General features: G+C 49.3%; 15 protein-coding genes. 13 read left to right on the top strand and 2 right to left on the bottom strand.

Translation table 11 applies throughout. The annotated features are described in order from the left end of the window. Positions 1-52: 52 nt before the first annotated feature. Positions 53-589 carry a lipocalin family protein gene (locus tag ACJJI3_RS05680; RefSeq protein ID WP_444941805.1) on the bottom strand — a complete coding sequence of 179 codons (537 nt, stop codon included), beginning with the start codon at positions 587-589 and terminating at the stop codon, positions 53-55. 217 nt (positions 590-806) lie between these two features. Between ACJJI3_RS05680 and ACJJI3_RS05675 the strand changes: the two genes are divergently transcribed. From ACJJI3_RS05675 to ACJJI3_RS05620, 12 genes are all read left to right on the top strand, one after another. After that, positions 807-2,066, top strand: a complete 1,260-nt coding sequence (locus ACJJI3_RS05675; RefSeq protein WP_444941804.1) for an FAD-dependent oxidoreductase — start codon at positions 807-809, stop codon at positions 2,064-2,066. 253 nt (positions 2,067-2,319) lie between these two features. Continuing rightward, positions 2,320-3,489, top strand: a complete 1,170-nt coding sequence (locus ACJJI3_RS05670) for a Gfo/Idh/MocA family protein (protein WP_444941803.1) — start codon at positions 2,320-2,322, stop codon at positions 3,487-3,489. Positions 3,490-3,687: 198 nt separating this feature from the next. Continuing rightward, positions 3,688-4,749: a sugar phosphate isomerase/epimerase family protein gene (locus ACJJI3_RS05665; RefSeq protein ID WP_444941802.1), complete on the top strand. Its 1,062-nt coding sequence runs from the start codon at positions 3,688-3,690 to the stop codon at positions 4,747-4,749. A gap of 56 nt (positions 4,750-4,805) precedes the next feature. Beyond that, complete coding sequence (locus tag ACJJI3_RS05660; protein ID WP_444941801.1) at positions 4,806-6,128, top strand: MFS transporter; 1,323 nt, start codon at positions 4,806-4,808, stop codon at positions 6,126-6,128. Between the two features lie 56 nt (positions 6,129-6,184). Beyond that, positions 6,185-7,192 (top strand): LacI family DNA-binding transcriptional regulator, encoded by a 1,008-nt coding sequence (locus ACJJI3_RS05655; RefSeq protein WP_444941800.1) that lies wholly within the window; start codon positions 6,185-6,187, stop codon positions 7,190-7,192. Between the two features lie 67 nt (positions 7,193-7,259). Next, positions 7,260-7,973: a 3-keto-disaccharide hydrolase gene (locus tag ACJJI3_RS05650; RefSeq protein ID WP_444941799.1), complete on the top strand. Its 714-nt coding sequence runs from the start codon at positions 7,260-7,262 to the stop codon at positions 7,971-7,973. 3 nt (positions 7,974-7,976) lie between these two features. Next, on the top strand, positions 7,977-8,195 hold the full coding sequence (locus tag ACJJI3_RS05645) for a twin-arginine translocase TatA/TatE family subunit (RefSeq protein ID WP_108733294.1): 219 nt from the start codon (positions 7,977-7,979) through the stop codon (positions 8,193-8,195). Continuing rightward, positions 8,192-9,103, top strand: a complete 912-nt coding sequence (locus tag ACJJI3_RS05640; RefSeq protein ID WP_444941798.1) for a sugar phosphate isomerase/epimerase family protein — start codon at positions 8,192-8,194, stop codon at positions 9,101-9,103. Before ACJJI3_RS05645 ends, ACJJI3_RS05640 begins: the two co-directional genes overlap by 4 nt. 251 nt (positions 9,104-9,354) lie before the next feature. After that, complete coding sequence (locus ACJJI3_RS05635) at positions 9,355-11,151, top strand: GMC oxidoreductase (RefSeq protein WP_444941797.1); 1,797 nt, start codon at positions 9,355-9,357, stop codon at positions 11,149-11,151. A 1-nt stretch (position 11,152) separates the two neighbouring features. After that, positions 11,153-11,848: a gluconate 2-dehydrogenase subunit 3 family protein gene (locus tag ACJJI3_RS05630; RefSeq protein WP_444927751.1), complete on the top strand. Its 696-nt coding sequence runs from the start codon at positions 11,153-11,155 to the stop codon at positions 11,846-11,848. Positions 11,849-12,007: 159 nt separating this feature from the next. Beyond that, positions 12,008-14,764: a TonB-dependent receptor gene (locus tag ACJJI3_RS05625; protein WP_444941796.1), complete on the top strand. Its 2,757-nt coding sequence runs from the start codon at positions 12,008-12,010 to the stop codon at positions 14,762-14,764. A gap of 423 nt (positions 14,765-15,187) precedes the next feature. Then, on the top strand, positions 15,188-16,288 hold the full coding sequence (locus tag ACJJI3_RS05620; protein ID WP_444941795.1) for a SagB/ThcOx family dehydrogenase: 1,101 nt from the start codon (positions 15,188-15,190) through the stop codon (positions 16,286-16,288). Positions 16,289-16,467: 179 nt separating this feature from the next. Here ACJJI3_RS05620 and ACJJI3_RS05615 read toward each other — a convergent pair whose 3' ends face one another. Next, positions 16,468-17,130, bottom strand: a complete 663-nt coding sequence (locus tag ACJJI3_RS05615; protein ID WP_444927753.1) for a TetR family transcriptional regulator — start codon at positions 17,128-17,130, stop codon at positions 16,468-16,470. A 272-nt stretch (positions 17,131-17,402) separates the two neighbouring features. Here ACJJI3_RS05615 and ACJJI3_RS05610 point away from each other — a divergent pair, with 272 nt between their 5' ends. Next, the gene (locus ACJJI3_RS05610; RefSeq protein WP_444941794.1) at positions 17,403-18,587 is read left to right on the top strand and encodes an efflux RND transporter periplasmic adaptor subunit; all 1,185 of its coding nucleotides are present in this window, start codon (positions 17,403-17,405) and stop codon (positions 18,585-18,587) included. Positions 18,588-18,591: the final 4 nt, after the last annotated feature.

Raw genomic sequence — 18,591 nt, 5'->3', positions numbered from 1 at the left:
AATGTAGTTTGTTGGGTGGCGGGTGCCAGAAGTGTGACACCCGCTTTCTTGTTTACTCAGTAAGCTGGCGGGTCATGATGATGTGGTCAATGTTGTAACCATGCTTTGTAACTGCCAGGTCTAGTAAATAGTCTGTAATAGCTTCATCCAGCTGGGGAGTGCGGCTTAACAGGTAGAGGCTGGAGCGGTCTGGATCACCAACGAGTGACCACTGATAGCCAGGATCTAGCTCTAGTATCCAGTAGTCGCCGGCAGCTTTACCCTCAAAGAAGGTGATAGCGAGTTTACTGTTCGTCTCATCAATGGGGACTCCAGTGCCCTGAACACTGATCGGGAACCCATATTTTGGGTGTAAGATTCGACAAAAATTGAAAACGCTGATAGATCCATCATCATTGAGGCCGTAGTCCGCTGTTACCGCAGTACAAGCCGGCTGGAAAATTTGCGGTAGCCGGGCAATCTCATACCACTTGCCGAGATACTGATTCACATCGACATAGGGAACCGTTTCCAGTTCATCATTTGCCAGAACGGCCTGGGTACTGAGTGCAAACAGTACAATCCCTATACCTCTCAATAAACTCTTCATTTCCTCGCTCCTTGTGTTCGCAGTTTTTTAGGCCGCCAGCTTCATAGCTAAGCGACAATCTCTTTACGGGAATATAACTGGAACGGATTAACCAAGTTCTGTGTTTAATCTGAATTTCAAAAAAGTGTCACCTAGGTGAATGAGCTGAGGTCCTAGAAGTTGACAGAAGGCCAGCCTTTGCTAAGTGGTGATAGATAGGATTTGTTTGAGGCTGACCATGGCTAAAACGGTAGATGTAGACGTCCTGGTATTAGGGGGCGGAATTCAAGCGATTTCATTGTTGCGAGAGCTATCAACAGATTTTTCTGTGCTGGCAATAGATCAGGGGTTAGACGATGCTGAGTCGTTACACTTTCATGGCTATTTCTCCTCAGGCTGGAATGCGGCACACCCAAGTGCGGCAAAGGCTTACTTGAAGGCCGCACAGTTTTGGCGCACACAACTGGAGAGCGATGGTGTTGATAGCCACATAACAGATTTCTATGCCGCGCTTCCCCGAGAATTTTTAGATACTGTCGAGCCCAACTGGCTTGCGGCGGGTATTTCAGTGGAAGAGGTGCCGATACCAGCTCCACTGGTAACAACTAGCTTGCCATCGCATCAGTGCTTTCGATTTGCTGATGACCTTATGTTTGACGGCGCTGAAGCCTATCGTCGTTTTAGTGCTCCTGTTAGCGAGAAGTTGGTGAAAGGGAGTATCCGAAAATTCGACAAAGATAGTGGTGGCGTGACTGAGGTCTCTGCCGATATCGGTGGTAGTTCCCACCAAATAAAAACCCAGTTGGTTCTCTCAGCATGCGGGGCGGGCAATGCAGCAATACTCGAAAGTCTTGGAGTGCCAGCTCAAGGTGTGCGGGATAGCCAAGTTGTTCGGCCCCTACATATGTTGCTGGCTAAGGGTGCTAATACCCCTCCAATCTCAGCCTTCCTGATGGACATGGTAGTGGCATATCACCCGATGGAAAGTGGAGAGGGACTTTGGATACTCACCCTCAATCCAGAGCACCCCAGATTTCGCTCTGGTGTGGTTGACATGAGGGTGGCCCCGCCCATAGAGAGGGCGCTAATCCGGGATTCCCTGGATAGGCTGTCAAATTGTATGACCGGGTTTGAGGATTGGGCAGCCGGCTGCCATTGGGATGTTTACGCAGGTTGGAAAACTGATGCCCCTGGGCCGGATGGGGATGCTCTTGTGCAGTTAAACTACCCGCGTCCATACCACATCCACAGCTTTGATATAGCCAATTTCTTGGCGGTTTGGCCGAATCACTGGGGTCTCGCCGTGGAGGCTGCAAAGGAGGCCGGGAAATGGGTACGCTCAAAAGCCAAGCCTCGGCATCCTCAACCTGAAGCGATAGGTAGCTTGCTGTCGCAGTCAGTTGGTCATCAAGCTATTTGTAATAAATGGCAAAGCGACGAGCTGAAGTGGCACTCTTGGGCTGAGTTTGTCCAGAAAATGGGCCTGCCAATCAGGTGATTTGCTTAGTATTTCAGCGTCGAGCCATCAGTCTATGAGTCCAATAAGGCGATATTAACAACGTATTTCGCTTGCAAAGACATTATTTTTCTGTATCTTAAATTGAAATGTAACCGGTTACATTCTGTTTCAAACGGTGGAGTGCTACGAAAACCGAGATCTGGAAACAGCGTGTCCGCTTACAAAACACGGAAATAAAAATAAATAGGCTGTTTATTCAGCTGGTTCTTTGAGTGGCCCGAGGGGATGGGGTTTGGTTAAAAAAATAAGAATGGGCATGGTTGGTGGTGGAGAGGGTGCTTTTATTGGTGCAATCCATCGGATGGCAGCAGCTCTCGACGGTGAGATAGAGCTAGTCGCCGGCTGCTTTAGTGGCGATTCCGAACGCAGTCGTAAAACTGGTGAAAAGCTGGGGCTTCACCCGGACCGGATTTACCAAAGCTATCAACAGATGTTCCAAGAGGAATCCCGTCGCAGCGCTGATGATCGAGTTGAATTTGTATCTGTAGTAACTCCCAACCACCTCCATTTACCCGTTTCTATTGCTGCGTTGCGGGCGGGATTCCATGTCCTCTCCGACAAGCCAGCCGCCTCCACTTTGGAAGAAACACTTGAGCTTAAAAAGGAAGTGGAGCAAAGCGGGCATCTTTATGGTTTGACCCACACTTATGCTGCTTACCCTCTGGTTATGCAAGCGAGAGCAATCCTGGGCAGGAGAGAGTTGGGGTCTATTCGACGAGTTACCGTTACCTATCCGCAGGGGTGGCTGGCACTAGCCGGTGATTCCACGGGAAGTAAGCAGGCGAGTTGGCGAACAGATCCTGCACGTTCGGGAGAAAGTGGCTGCTTTGCAGATATAGGCACCCATGCTCATCATCTGGTGGAGTTTTTTACTGGCCAGCATATCTCTGAAGTCTGCGCAGACGTGCAAGCGGTAGTTGATGAAAGAGCGTTGGATGATGACGGTGCAGCGCTATTTAAATTAGATCAGGGCGCCCGAGGAACACTTACAGCCAGTCAAGTCTGTGGAGGAGAGGGGAACAACCTGAATATCAGTGTTTACTGTGAAGACGGTTCGCTGTTTTGGGAGCAGGAAGCCCCAAACCAATTGCAAGTAAAGCGCAGGGGGCAGCCTGTGGCGATTTGGAAAGCCGGTGCGGATTGTGAGTATCTGGATGGAGACGTCAGGTCTTTCTGCCGGACACCTCAAGGACACCCGGAGGGCTATATAGAGGCCTTCGCCAATATCTATCGCGATTTTGCTGGTCAAGTCCGAGGCCGCCGGAAGGGGTTAGTTTCAAAGAACAGCCCTGCCGTTGGCAACATTGATGCAGGTGTTCGCGCGATGGCATTTGTGCGCGGTGTGCTGGAGAGCAGTCGCGCAAAATCCTCATGGGTTTCCCTGGCGCCTTATTGGAAGTGAGCGGCTAGGTCCAACCTCACAGAATTTAGGTATCTCTGGCAGGGTGGGCGTCCGGCAGCTAGTACGGCACAGGGAGGTGCCGGTGTCGGCCTGCGGCCAGTTACCTTTTGAAGAGTTTTCTCAAAAGGTGCAAACCAATCGCTTGGAAAGGGTTGGTTGCAGAATTAATAAGTACAGCAGTAAAAAGGATAACAATAAATGAAGGCACCCAGAATTCAGGGGCCCGGAATTTTTCTCGCCCAATTTCTCCCATCGAGCGAACAGCCAGCTTCGCTTGAAGCTATGGCTCGTTGGGCATCAGACCTGGGGTACAAAGGCATCCAGGTTCCCACTTGGGACAAGCGAATTTTCGATCTTGAGCTGGCCAGTAAAAGCCAAGCTTACTGTGACGATGTACTGGGAATCTGTGAGGAGGCTGGGGTACAGATTTCTGAGTTGTCTACGCATCTGCAGGGACAGTTGGTCGCAGCTCACCCAGCCTATAAGGAAATGCTGGATATTTTTTCTCCAGAGGCAGTACGCGGAAACTTGCAAGCCCGTGCAGAGTGGGCGAGCAATCAATTAGTTCTTGCAGCCCGGGCCAGCGCCAACCTGAAGCTCAAATCCCATGCAACTTTCTCCGGCGCTTTACTCTGGCACACTTTTTATCCATGGCCCCAGCGCCCAGCGATGTTGGTTGAAGAAGGTTTTCGCGAACTGGCCCGTTTGTGGCGTCCGATATTGGATGCGTTTGACAGCGCGGGGGTCGATGTCTGCTATGAGCTGCACCCTGGTGAAGACCTGCATGATGGCTTGACCTTCGAGCGGTTTCTTTACGAGGTGGAAGATCACCCTAGAGCCAACATCTTGTATGACCCGAGCCATTTGCTTTTACAGCAAATGGATTACTTGGCCTTTATCGATATCTATCACGAGCGAATCAAGGCTTTCCATGTGAAAGATGCGGAGTTTCATCCGAGTGGAAGGGCTGGAGTATACGGCGGTTATGCCCCCTGGATTGACCGGCCCGGTCGCTTTCGCTCCCTGGGGGATGGTCAGGTAGATTTTCGTGGGATTTTTAGCCGACTGACTCAGTACGGTTACGATCGCTGGGCGGTATTGGAATGGGAGTGTTGCATTAAGGATCAACAGCAGGGGGCCAGCGAGGGTGCACCATTTATTCGAGAGCACCTGATAACCGTGGCTGACAAAGCTTTTGATGATTTTGCCGGTGCTGAAACAGATCGCGCCCGAAATCGTAGGATTTTAGGGCTGGACTAATTTTTGCCAATCCCAGTGGACAACGAATAACAATAAATCATGCGGAGACTGGATAGATGAGTACACAGACTAAGGCTTTGCACAGGAATGTCTTCCTGGTAGGAAATCTGTCAATCTTTATGATTGGCCTTGGGTTTGCTGTGAGGGCTTCGATCGCCGGCAACTTACAGTCGGATATTTATGATCATATTAATCTTGCCAACTCCACCGCAATGGTTGGAGAAGCGCTTGGATTTACCTTTACAGGGTTTGCCCTAACCCTGCTATTTGGCAGCGCATTGGTAGACTTGGTCGGTATCAAACGGATGTTAATGCTCTCATCAATAGGCTACGTGTTGGGCAGCCTGCTTATTATTGCAGCATCCTTGGTAACCCCCGGGGAGGGCGTTGAGAATCTGGTTCTTGCGGGGCTGTTACTTACCGGTTTGGGCTGGGGGGCCGTGGAGGCCGCCAGTAACCCAATGGTAGCCGCGGTTGACCCTGAAAATAAAACTCAGCGGCTAAATGTACTACATGCCTGGTGGCCTGCCGGGATTGTGGTGGGCGGATTACTTGGGTTAGCCATTTCTGCGCTTGAACTTCCCTGGCAGTTGAACCTGATTGTTTTGGCCCTACCGGCTGTGGTCATGGCGTGGCTTGTGTCCAGAACAGAATTCCCGGTAACTGAACGGGTTTCCTCTGGCATCAGTTATGGCGAGATGTTTAAAGAAGTTTTCAGGCAGCCGATGTTTATTCTTCTTTGGGTTTGCATGTGGCTGACAGCTGCATCGGAACTCGCTCCCATGCAATGGGTGGACCTGACACTCTCAAGAGTCGTGGGAATGAAAGGGATCTTATTATTGGTATACGTGAGTATGGTGATGTTTGTAATGCGCCATTTCGCCGGCCATCTTGCGAGGTTACTGTCGCCTGCAGGACTACTTTGGTTAAGCAGTCTACTTGCGGCAATAGGACTTTATAGTCTGGGAATGGCAAGAACTCCGGTTACTGCATTCCTGGCGGCGACTGTTTGGGCTATCGGCGTTTGCTATATGTGGCCCACCATGCTCGCTACGGTATCCGAGCGTTTTGTACGCGGCGGCGCACTGTTTTTGGGGCTGCTGGGATTTGCTGGGGGAATGTCTATTCAGTTCGTACTGCCGAAACTTGGAGAAATTTTCGACAACGCCAAGATTGAGGCTGCCGGTGGTTTGGAAGCCTTTGAAAAGTTAACGGGCGATGAACTGGATGCTGTGTTGGCAACTGCCTCTATCGAATCATTCCAGTCACTGGCCGTGGTTCCCCTTATCTTACTGCCGATTTTTGCGTTTATCTGGTTTTGGGATCGCAGGCAGGCAGCGAGCAAAGTGCAAGGTGTTACTGCAGTAGGCAACCAGTAGGCGTTTTCCATTTGTGCGAAAATAGTCGACTACTAACAACAAAGTAACGGAAAAGTATGTCAAACATTCGCGAAGTTGCACGTCGCTCCGGTGTTTCCGTCGCGACCGTGTCCAGAGCCCTGAAAGACCCGCAAATGGTTTCTCCGCGGACCAGGGAGCGGGTGCTGAAGGCGGTGGAAGAGGCCGGTTATCGGCCCAATATGTTGGCGAGAAACTTTAGTTCCGGTAAGTCATTTGCAGTGATGGTTCTGGTCCCAAATATTGCCAATCCTTTTTTTTCCAAAGTTATCCGAGGGATAGAAAAGGCAGCTCAAGACCAGGGTTACTCCGTTTTACTGGGAGATACCAAGGGCGAACCAGCTCATGAGCAGTTCTATGCGGGAATGGCACTGACGAATCAGGCAGATGGCCTTATTCAACTGGATAGCCGCTATCCATTTGCAGAGAAAGATGCAGCTTTAGCCGCGTCGATTCCAATGGTAAATGCGTGTGAGCGCATTGCTGAAGACGACCGCTATCCGGTTGTTGAACTGGATAATTCCGGCGCGGCGCAAGCCATGGCTCGCCATTTGATCAAGCTGGGTCACCGCCGGATCGGCATAGTGACCGGCCCGCTTAACAGTCCGATTGTGCGTGATCGCCTGGCCGGTTTTGAGGAGGAGATGCAACGGCACGGTCTTGAATTGAATTCTGACCTGGTTGTAAACGGAGAATTCACTATGCCGTCTGGTGCGGAGGGTGCAAAAAAACTGCTCTCTTTAGCCAGTGCGCCTACCGCCATTTTTTGTATGAATGATGAAATGGCTATTGGTGCTGTTCATCAAGCGAAGGAAATGGGTTTGCATGTGCCTGCGGATGTGTCGGTGGCGGGCTTCGATAATATTGAGTTTTCGCAATTTACGGACCCGCCCCTGACAACAATTGACCAGCCCGCAGAGAAGCTGGGCAGATATGCGATGGAAACCTTGCGCCGCATTATTGATGGAAAACCGTTAAAAGCGAGCCGAACTATTTTGCCCTTTGATTTAGTGGCAAGGGGAAGTACGGCTCGCTATCAGGATTAATAAAGTGCGGATGTAAAACCATCGCGGCAAACTGATTAGATAAACACCAATTCATGTGGAGATAACAATGATGAAAAAATTCACTGAGACAAAATTTTGCACGTCTTTACTGGCATCTGCAGCACTGCTAGTCACATTGGGGGGCTGTGAACGGATGCCGGAAAAGGCTGATACACAAGCCAGTACTGAGTGGCGGTATCTATTTGACGGCAAAACGTTACAGGGTTGGACCGGCGCAAACGGCTCCCATGTAGGAGAAGCCTGGCAGGTCGTTGATGGCAACCTGGTGCTCACTGCGGGTGGAGCAGGGGATATCGTCACTGCAGAGAAGTTTTCTGATTTTGAGCTGGAACTGGAATGGAAGATATCTGAAGGCGGAAACAGCGGCATTATTTATCGGGTAGCTGGTGGCAATGCACCAGTCTGGATGTCAGGTATGGAATACCAGGTACTTGATAACAGTGCTTTTCCCGAACTGGAAAAACTGAGCCACAGCGCGGGATCAGTCTTCGATTTGTATGCACCCAGCGAAGATGAGGTAAAGCCGGCAGGAGAATTCAATAAAACGCGTATTCGAGTGGAGAATGGTCGGGTTGAACATTGGCTGAATGGAAGCATGATTGTCAGCTATGAACTTTGGTCTGAAGATTGGGATACACGTCTTGCCAGCAGTAAGTTTTCCTCTTACCCCGATTTTGCCCGTAGTGAGAGCGGCTTTATTGCTTTACAAGACCACGGCGACAAAGTGTGGTACCGCAATATCAGAATTCGGGAGCTGTAAATCATGGGTATTTCAGGCGTGGGTATTTGGCAGGTACTTATTGTTCTTGTGTTAGCGGTTCTACTATTTGGTAGTGGCAAGATCCGCCGTCTGGGAGAAGACCTTGGAGGAGCGATTAGTGGTTTCCGCCGCTCATTGCATCAAAGCGATAAGGATGGCACTAGAGAAGATTCCCCAGGTAACTTGTCTGGCAATCTACTCCAAGCTGGGGAGCGGGAATGAAGCGTAGAAATTTGCTACAGGTTGGTGCCGGCTTGGCTGCAGCTGCTTTTACCGCACCCTTGTTTGGCAATAGTGGGCAAATCATTGCCAATACCCCGGGTGGCCCTGTGAAAATTTCCCTGGCCCAATGGTCCCTGCATCGGCAATTGCGAAGTGGCACTCTCAAGGTATTGGATTTCCCTATTAAGGCAAGAAAGGCATTTGCAATTGACGCGGTAGAGTATGTCAATCAGTTTTTTGCCGATAAGGCCAGGGATCAGAATTTTCTTTCAGCGTTGAGAGCACGTGCAATAGATCACGGGGTTAAAAGCCTTTTGATTATGGTTGATGCAGAAGGTGATCTTGGCAACCCAAATGCTGGCGAAAGACAACAAGCGGTAGAAAATCATTTCCAGTGGGTTGAAGCGGCCAAATATTTGGGTTGCCACTCTATCAGAGTGAATGCTGGCGGACAGGGTAGTAGCAGGGAGGTTAGTTCTGCTTGTAGAGATGGGCTGCGAGCTCTCTCAGAGTTTGCCTTGGACTTCGGCATCAATATCGTGGTGGAGAACCACGGTGGCTATTCCTCAAACGGACTTTGGTTATCCCAGTTATTACAGTCAGTGGATATGCCGAACTGTGGAAGCTTGCCAGACTTTGGAAACTTTGGTGACTACGACCGCTACTTGGGAGTAGAGCAGTTGATGCCCTTTGCCCGCGGAATCAGCGCAAAGAGTTTTTCATTTGATAAGCGGGGAAATGAGACCAATACGGATTTTGCCCGGATGCTGCGGATAATTCAAAAGGCGGGTTATAAGGGGTATATCGGCATTGAGTATGAAGGCGCCGGCGATGAAGACTGGGGGATCAAAGCAACGAAAGAGCTTTTGCTGCGCTTGTCGCGACAGGGTGAGCTATATGGTAAGTAAGTAATAATTATTTGGTAAAAATGTAACCGGTTACTCTCATTTTTTGATCAAAATATTTAGGGATTTCTAGGCTCGTTAAAAATATTCATAAAAATTAATCTTTTTGGTTAAAAAAACATAAGTTAGACATTAGATATAACGGATAAGTAAAAATTTTTGTCAAAATATGTAACCGGTTACAGATTTATCTTATAAGTTAATTAAAATTAAACGAGTAAAACAAAAATAATTGATGAAGTAGGAGAGAGGCGATGCCGAATGATGACTTCGAGAAGAAAGAGTATGACGCACTAATTGTTGGATCTGGTGCTGGCGGCGGTATGGCTGCCTATGTACTAGCCACTGCAGGGCTAAAGGTTCTATTGCTGGAGGCGGGGAGATCCTATGACCCGGTCAAGGAAACCCCAATGTTTAACCTCCCAAAAGATGCGCCTTTGCGTGGGGGGAGCACACCGGAAAAGCCGTTCGGTTTCTATGATGCAACAGTTGACGGGGGTTGGAAGGTACCCGGCGAACCCTACACTCAGGGCTCCAGAGAAAGAGGCCGCCGTTTTGACTGGTGGCGTGCTCGTATGCTGGGTGGCCGTACGAACCATTGGGGACGGATTTCCCTGCGAATGGGTGAGTATGATTTTAAACCCTACTCAAGGGATGGACTCGGTTTTGATTGGCCGATCAGTTACAACGATCTCGCTCCCTACTACGATAAAACCGAGATGCTCATTGGTGTCTATGGCACTAACGAGGGGTTAGAAAACACTCCTGACTCTTCCGAAGGAGTGCTGCTGCCACCCCCGAAGCCCCGTGCCTATGAACTTCTGGCCAAAAAAGCGTGCGATAGGCTGGGGATCCCTGTAATTCCCTCTCACCTGGCTATTCTCAGTGAGCGTCTGGATCACGAAAATATTCCGCAGAAATTATTCCCAAACAATAAATTGGCTCAGGACGTCACCCGGGAATCAATGAAATCTCGCGCAGCCTGTTTTTGGGCTACGCCCTGTGGGCGCGGTTGCTCAATTAAGGCGAATTTCCAGTCCACGACTGTACTACTGCCACCGGCATTAGCGACGGGCAACCTGGATATCATTACTGATGCCATGGTGCGTGAAGTTACCGTTGACAAAAAAGGTAAGGCTAACGGGGTTATCTATATTGATAAAGATACCCGTCAGGAAAAATTTGCCAGTGCCCGAGCTGTGGTTGTTGCAGCCAGTGCCGCTGAAACTTCGCGCATTCTCCTTAATTCCAAAAGCACTTTATTCCCCGATGGTATCGCCAATGGCAGCGGTGCCGTAGGGAAATACCTGATGGATACAGTGGGAGCTGGTATCGGCGGGCAGATTCCCGCTTTGGAAAGTATGCCTGCCCATAATGAGGACGGCGCATCGGCGATGCACATGTATATGCCCTGGTGGTTGTACAAGGAACAATTACGTGGTGACCTGGATTTTGCCCGTGGTTACCACATTGAATTCGGCGGTGGTCGCAGTATGCCGGGCGCAGGTGCTTTCGGCGGTATGGGTGATTTTACCAGTGGTGCTTATGGCAAAGATTTGAAAGAAGCCTGCCGGCGTTACTACGGCTCCTTTGTGTGGTTTGACGGTCGCGGGGAAATGATTCCCAACGAGGACAGCTACTGTGAAATTGATAAGGACCAGGTAGATCAGTGGGGCATCCCTGTACTGAAGTTCCATTGGAAGTGGAGTGCCCAGGAATTGAACCAGGCTGCCCATATGCACAAAACCTTTGCTGAAATCATTGAAGGTATGGGCGGTAAGGTCACCTCTACCGTGCAAACCGACGGTGCCAAGGCAATTATCAACGGCGGTGCGATTATTCACGAAGTCGGCACGGCGCGCATGGGCTCAAATCCGAAAGATTCCGTGCTCAATCCATACTGCCAGTCCTGGGAAGTACCGAATCTCTTCCTTACTGACGGCGCACCCTTTGTCTCCAATGCCGATAAGAATCCAACCCTGACCATTATGGCGCTGGCCTGGCGCACCTGCGACTACATCGTGGACCAGTTCAAGAAGAGGAATATCTGATATGAGCGAGGAAAAAACCAACCTGGGTCGGCGCAACGCCCTGCGTTTGATTGCTACCACCGCTGCTGCAGTTCCAGTCATTGGCTGTTCTGAGAAAGTAGCGCAAAAAGTTGTAGTGAAAGAGGAGGTGCCAGCGGCTGAACCGGCAGTAAAGAACCTGGACGCCCCGAAGCAGACTCTTGCCAGGGGCACGCCGACAGATCCGGATCTCCTTAATCCCGTTGTGCCTTGGGAGATGCAGCTTGAAATGGGTGAGTTAGCGGTATTGGCAGCACTTTGCGACGTCATTATTCCCGCAGATGAAACTTCTCCGAGTGCCTCTTCAGTAGGGGCCCATCACTACATCAACGAATATGTCAGCGCCCCATATTCCAATAATAAAGCAGATCTTGTCACGATTCGGGGAGGGGTTGTTTGGCTGGAGGGTGAGTCCAAGCGTAGGTTTGGAGGTTCCTTTGTCGATCTGAATGAACCTCAAAAAGTAGCCATCTGTGAGGATATCAAGTGGACTCGCACGGCGAAGCCTGAGTTCCAGGCTGGTGCTCGTTTCTTTGCCAAAGTTCGAGTTCTCGTGTCCACCGCTTTCTATACCACCGAGGAAGGTATGGCGGATATTGGTTATGTGGGTAACCGACCAATGGCGAGTTTCCCTGGAGCACCCCCTGAAGTTCTCAAGCGACTTGGCTTGGATAGCTAAAAACGCTTTTTGCTTTAGCGCTATACGCACATATAAAAATATCGAGACAGAATTGGATCGATAAGAGTAGGGCATATTCCGGTGGCCCGGCAAATGATATGTCGGGCTTTTAGGGTGAACGGAAAGCTAGAAAAAAATAATAAAAGAGAAATTTGAGCAATGAGAGAGATACCCTTAAATACAAATCGCCAGCTAGATCTATTGAGGACGTCTGTAAGTGTTCTAGTGTTGTGCAGTGTTGTAGGTATGGCAAATGCCCAGAGCACCAGTGAATCTGATACAGAGAGTCTGGTGCTAGAGGAAGTAGAGGTATTGGGTATTCGCCGGAGCATGGAGAAAAATCTCGATGTAAAGCGTTTTTCCAATGCGGTGGTAGACTCAATCACCGCTGAAGATATGGGTAAATTCCCCGATAAGAATGTTGCAGACTCTTTGCAGAGGGTTCCGGGAGTATCCATCGTTCGAAGCGGCGGCGAGGGTGCCGAGGTAAGTATCCGAGGAACTGCACCTGAGCTCACTTTTACCCAGCTAAATGGAAACTATATAGCCACTCCCGGCGATGATCCATCCCGATCATTTTCCTACGCGTTGCTACCCTCAGCGATGATCTCCCGAGCGGATGTGTATAAAAGTCCAGAAGCAAAACTGGATGAAGGCGGGATAGGTGGTACTGTAATTTTACACACCCGCAAGCCACTGGACCTGGATTCCGGGGAGGGTATGCTATCCATTGAGAGTACTTATGCTGATGTTACTGGGGAGTACGAACCTCAGTACACCGGTTTTTACTCATGGAAAAATGATCAGGAAACCTTTGGTGTATTGTTTGGATACTCAAAGCAGGATCGTCAGAACCGGGTAATTAGCACCTCGGTAGAAAACTGGGGTTGGCAGGGAGATGAGTCTCCCCAGGCTGGCGTAGAGGCCAGGGGGCCGATGGTGGATATCGATGGTAATGAATACCGGGATTTCTATGCGCCGCGAGCCGTTGTCGGTAGTGTCTTGGAAGAGGAACGGACCCGGGATGGAATGCAGCTAAGTGCCCAATGGCGTCCGGTAGAACAGCTGGAATTCGGTGTCAATTATTTCCGCTTTGAGCTAGGCGGCAACTCAGAGAATTATCGTATCGTATTTCCTGAGTGGAACTACGGGGATGCAATAGCGCCGGGCAGTCTCAAGTTTGATGAAGATGGTGATACTCTTCTTGGCATTGGTATGCTCGATCGGGGCCAGGCAGAGTTACAGTCTCCACAGGTAGCTGGTGACTACACTCGAGCGGAATATGTTTCGGACACGCTGGATTTCAATATCAGTTACGAGGGAGATGGATATAGTGCTCGGTTGGTAGTCGGTAATACCAGTGCAGAGGGCGGCCCCTCTGAGAAATTGTTTGCATCAGTCAATTCCCGTTATGGCACTGCAACCGATTGGAGCTGGGATCTCAGCAGTGGTACTGCTGAAATTGATACCAGTGCAGATCTGGGAGATCCCAACACTTATCCTTTATATGACTGGTTCTCATCCCATTGGACCAGCAGCGAGGACGAGGAGAGTTACTACCAGCTGGACGTTTCCATCGATATGGATTATGCCTGGCTTACCTCCCTGGATGTTGGGGTTAAGTACCGGGACCATGAGATAAACCGCCGCATCACCAAACAATCCTGGGATGATGATAATCCTCCCTGTCCAACGATTAACTGGGGTGATGTTGATGGAGCTTGTTACCCCTGGTGGCCAAGTGATTCATTCCACACTGACCCCGATGGTGTGCCCGACACAATCGATATCCTTTCAAACGGCCCTCTCGATAATATTATCGGCGGTGTGAATGTGCCAAATTTCGCTTATCTGGAGTTTGATAAGTTAAAAGAGTTTCTATACGCAACCTATGGTGACCCTACGGTAATCGTCGAGAAAAATCAGGTTTACCGGGTTGGTGAGGAAATTACGGCTGCTTATGTACAGCAGAATTTTGCCTCGGCAGTCCTGCGCGGAAACTTTGGTATTCGAGCAGTCCAGACCAAGCAGTATGCGAGCACCTACGACAATATTGATGGGGTGTTACAGGACGAACCCAATATTCGTGACAGCAGCAATACTGATATTTTACCTAGTGCTAATATCGCTTGGGATATCTCCGATGAACTGGTTATGCGCGCAGCTCTCGCTAGAGTCGTAGCGAGAGTGGAATACGATAATCTCGGTGGTTCTGAAGTGATCCACGCTCCTTTGCCCGGCTCAACAGTCAGTCAAGGGTATGCAGGCAACTCTGAATTGGAGCCTTATAAAGCTGATCAGTTTGATTTGGGGCTGGAGTGGTATTTCGATGATGCCTCTGCTGCAGGACTGACCTTGTTCAGAAAAGATATTGCTTCGTTTGTAATCAACGGCAGTTCTATGGTGACAAGGGATATCGATGGTGTTACCCGGGCAGTGTCTATGTCTATGCCGGTCAATGGCACTGATGCTACCGCACAAGGTGTAGAACTGTTTGTTCAGTATGCCTTTGATAATGGCTTTGGAGTCTATGCAAACTATACCTTCACAGATACGGAGCTAGCTGAGATTGACTCTGAAGGTATCAAAACCAAAACAGAAATTGCCGGCACTTCAAAGGACCAGTACAACCTATCCCTTTACTATGAAAATATCGACTTTAGCATTCGCGCTTCTTACAATTATCGCAGTGACTATGCAGACGGATTCCACAATGGCATGAACACTTTCACTGATGAATACGATCAGTTGGATGTTAATGCATCTTATCGCTTGATGGATAACCTGACGTTGACCGCCTCAATAATCAACCTTACCGAAGAGAAGGTGGATAGATATTGGGGTGAGGAAAACAGGGTCTGGGGCTCCTCATATTCAGGCCGACGAGCTTATATGGGGCTGACATATAGTTTCTAACCTCATTGCTACCCAGTCACGCGGACACAGGGACGTGTCCGCACCTTTCTGTAAATTTTTAATTTCATATCAGCGTACTCAGTTTAGGCGCAATTGAGTATTTTATTAGCTCTCATATATCAATTCGATCTAGGAAATGTGTGCATTTTATACTAGTACTCAGTTGAAGGAGTAATTTAAAGTAGTTTGAATGGAGGGATTTATCATGAAAAGGGTATATATAGAAGACGCAACACCCTATGCTCTGGGAGTTTGTGTCACAGTCTACACTACCTGTTAATAGAAGGTAGTTTTTCACAAAAAGTGAGATGGCCCTTGAAAATAAGGGACGTCTCACTCAGGGCTAATACAGACAAATCAAGAATTTATCGATTCTGCCTTTCTAGTTTTTTTACCAGTTCTAGTAAATATGATGGTTAAGCGATGATGAAAGGCGCTGCTTTATTAGATAATTTCTTTCTCTATTTCAGTGAAAATGAAGTCATCTTGTGGGATGTTGTTCATCACGATCAGTGGGCTTTGGATAAAGAAACCCTCATAAATATTCTGGATAAATTTTATTCCGATGTGCAGACAGGAGAAACTAAGGCAGCAGATTTCCTTCAAAGTAATGGAGCCTTCATCAGTGGTGATTTAGCTCGGAAACAATGGGGTTGGGATGTACTATCCTGGTTTTACCATTATGGCACCAAGCTTTCGTTACCGCCCTCGACTGAGGGCAAAGAAGGGGCTAGTGAAGATCCCAGGGTATCTTGGGTAGGACAGTATGTTGACTACTGTAAACAGGTGCCGGAAAAGGCTAAAGGCAAGTACAATTATCCAGAAGTGGATATTCCACTGAATAGCTTTCCTACCACCAATCAGTTGGAGTCTGTGTTTGGGACCCGGTTTTCTTCACGAAAATTTGTACCGGGTACCACTTTAAAACGTGAGCTTTTGGAAAAAATACTTTTTCATTGTGTAAAATTTCGTACTTCTCCGTTTGTTGAAAAGTTTTATAAGGCCCACTCAGACAAAATAAATTATTTTGGATATTTTCGCAGCAGCCCTGCTGGCGGCGCCTTACAAGCTACAGATATTTACCTGATAGTGCATTCGGTACAGGGGATTGATCCTGGTATTTACCTTTACAATCCAATTGATCATGGATTGACCAAAGTCGGAGGTCCTGTTAGCCATGATAAGATCCGCCGCTTGCTGGTCGGTCAGCCCTATGCCGAGGGTGCCGCAGTTAATATTTGCTTTGTCTGCAAATTTAATCGGTTCTGGTCCAAGTATCGTCATTCCCGTATCTATCGGATGGCTTACCTTGAAGCCGGCCATCTATCTGAGAATATATTTCTCTATGCACACTCTCTTAAGCAAGACGTATTTATAGCGGGCGCTTTTTACGATGAAGAGTTTGAGAGTCTGCTGAAGTTGGATAAAGACAGTGCCATGGTCTTTTTTATGGCTATTGGGGAAGGAGAGCATGCCTGTTTCCCGGTAGAGTACTTGCCTTCTGATTCAACAAAATTGGATTAATGAGTAATAGTTAAATGTTTTGCCTGAAAAAAGAAGTTTGACATTGCGGTAATCGATGATTTCAGGGCCAAAATAACCAGTTTGGGACTTCCAATGAGCATAAAAGAGAAAAGGTACTTATGGTGAGGTGAAAACTGCAAAGCAGTATGCCCCACCGAAGTAGATAAGGATAAGGTGCGTTAGTGCAGGGTGTGGACCAACCGTGAACTTAAGCGCATGGTGGGGGAGAAGCGGATCATATCGATCAGAGAGTCGATATAGCGTTCACCGAGTTCGCCGATATCTTCAATTCTTGAGGATAAGAGCCAAGTTTCAATCACACCGAACAGGCCACCGTGTAACATCTGCATCGCGAGGTCTGTATCAAGATCTTCGGGCAGTTGGCGCTCGGATACTGCGAGGGCAATCAGTTGTGCCATTCGCTCAAGCCCGCGGGTGCGCCCTTGCTTCATACGCAAGTGGGCTTCATTGTTCTCGGTAACCTTTTCTTCACAGGGATGGAAGATAATCTCAAGTACCTGCTGCCACTCTGGGTTACAAGCAATTTCCTGAAACAGCCACACCCAGCGGGTTCGCAGTGTACCGAGGGGATTGGCGTTGAGTTGCTCGCCGGCGTTATTACAAAGTTGTTCGCCGGGTAGTACCATGCGTTCTGTCAGAGCGAGCAGCAAACCGGTTTTGCTGTGAAAGTGGTCGGCAACAGCACCGCAACTAACTCCAGCCAGCTTTGCGACTTCGGAAAGGGAAGGGCGACACACTCCATATTCATGAAACACATTGAGCGCAGCGTTTAATATACGCTCACGGGTGGTCAAAATTTGCTCATCTCTGCGTTTGGTCATAAGGAACAGCGGCTTCTTTAATCAATTATTAGTTTCACTCTGGCTCATTTTTGCAGCGTTTAACCGCAGGTGCGCAAAGGGGTTTTATGTGCAAACCCTTGAATATACTAGGTGAAAGTGCATGTTAGATGAAAATTGCACGATTATGAACAGTTGATCCTGTTTCCTACGTACTCATAAAATGCCACGCTACTTTACTCAGATTTCCTTGTCACTTAAAAATTCCGCTAACTGCCAGTATTTTGTCCGCGCAGTCACTTTTAGAGGTAACCATGTTAAAAGCCCGCGCTCTCACCAGCCTTTTGGTCGCTTCCGCATTGTTGGCGGGATGTAACGAGGAAGCTTCGGCTCCACCGGGAATGGCCCCCCAAGTGACCGTAGTCACACTTCAGCCGGAATCCGTCACCCTTACCAGGGAGCTGCCGGGGCGGACTTCCCCCTTTAAAGTGGCCGAGGTTCGCCCGCAGGTTAATGGCATCATAAAACGCCAATTGTTCCGTGAAGGTGGCCAAGTTAGTGCAAATCAGCCGCTTTACCAGCTAGATGACGCTCTTTATCGTGCTGACGTCGATAGTGCCAGAGCAAGTTTGCAAGGCGCAAAGGCGGCTATGAACATTGCTCGCCTCAAAGCCGAGCGCACTGCGAACCTGGTGGGGAATGGTGCTGTTAGCACGCAGGAAAATGATGCTGCGGAAGCCGATCTTCAGGAGGCCCGAGCCGATGTAGCCGCAGCTCAGGCGGAGCTGCACAGGGCGGAAATCCAGTTGGAATATGCGCGGGTCACTTCTCCGATTACAGGCCGAATTGGCAAATCTACAGTTACTCAAGGCGCTCTGGTAACGGCCAATCAGGCCGGAACTTTGGCTACTGTGCAGCAACTAGATCCGATCTATGTTGAGGTTACCCAGTCGGCAGCTGAGCTTGTTAGCCTCCGTCGAGCGCTTCAAGCGGGAACACTGGCCGACGCCACTCATCTACCTGTGACAATCCTATTAGAAGATGGCAGCGAATTTGAACACCAGGGCAAGCTGGAGTTTGCCGAAGCCAGTGTCGACCCCTCAACGGGCAGCGTATTGTTGCGAGTAGTTGTCCCAAACCCGGACACCATGCTTTTGCCGGGCATGTATGTGCGCGCAATTGTCGGTAGTGGTGTCCGTGAAGACGCAATTCTGGTACCTCAGCAGGGAATTGCGCGGGACCCTAAGGGCAACACCTCAGCCATGGTAGTGAATGAGGAAAATGTGGTTGCCCAGCGATCTGTGCGGGTTAGTCGTACGATTGGCAATCGCTGGCTAGTGGAAGATGGGCTCAAGGCCGGGGACCGGGTCGTAGTCGCCGGGCTGCAGAAAATTCGCCCGGGAGCACCGGTACAGGCCAGCGAGCGCGAAAATGAGCAGCTGCCGGCGGCTGAAGGCGATCAACAGGCTGGCGAAGCGCCTGCACAGCAGGGGTCTTAAGGGT

The sequence above is a fragment of the Microbulbifer maximicatervae (SeqCode) genome (assembly GCF_052466985.1).
The sequence above is the reverse complement of the archived record's forward strand: the minus strand, read 5'-3'. Positions and strand labels throughout refer to the sequence as shown.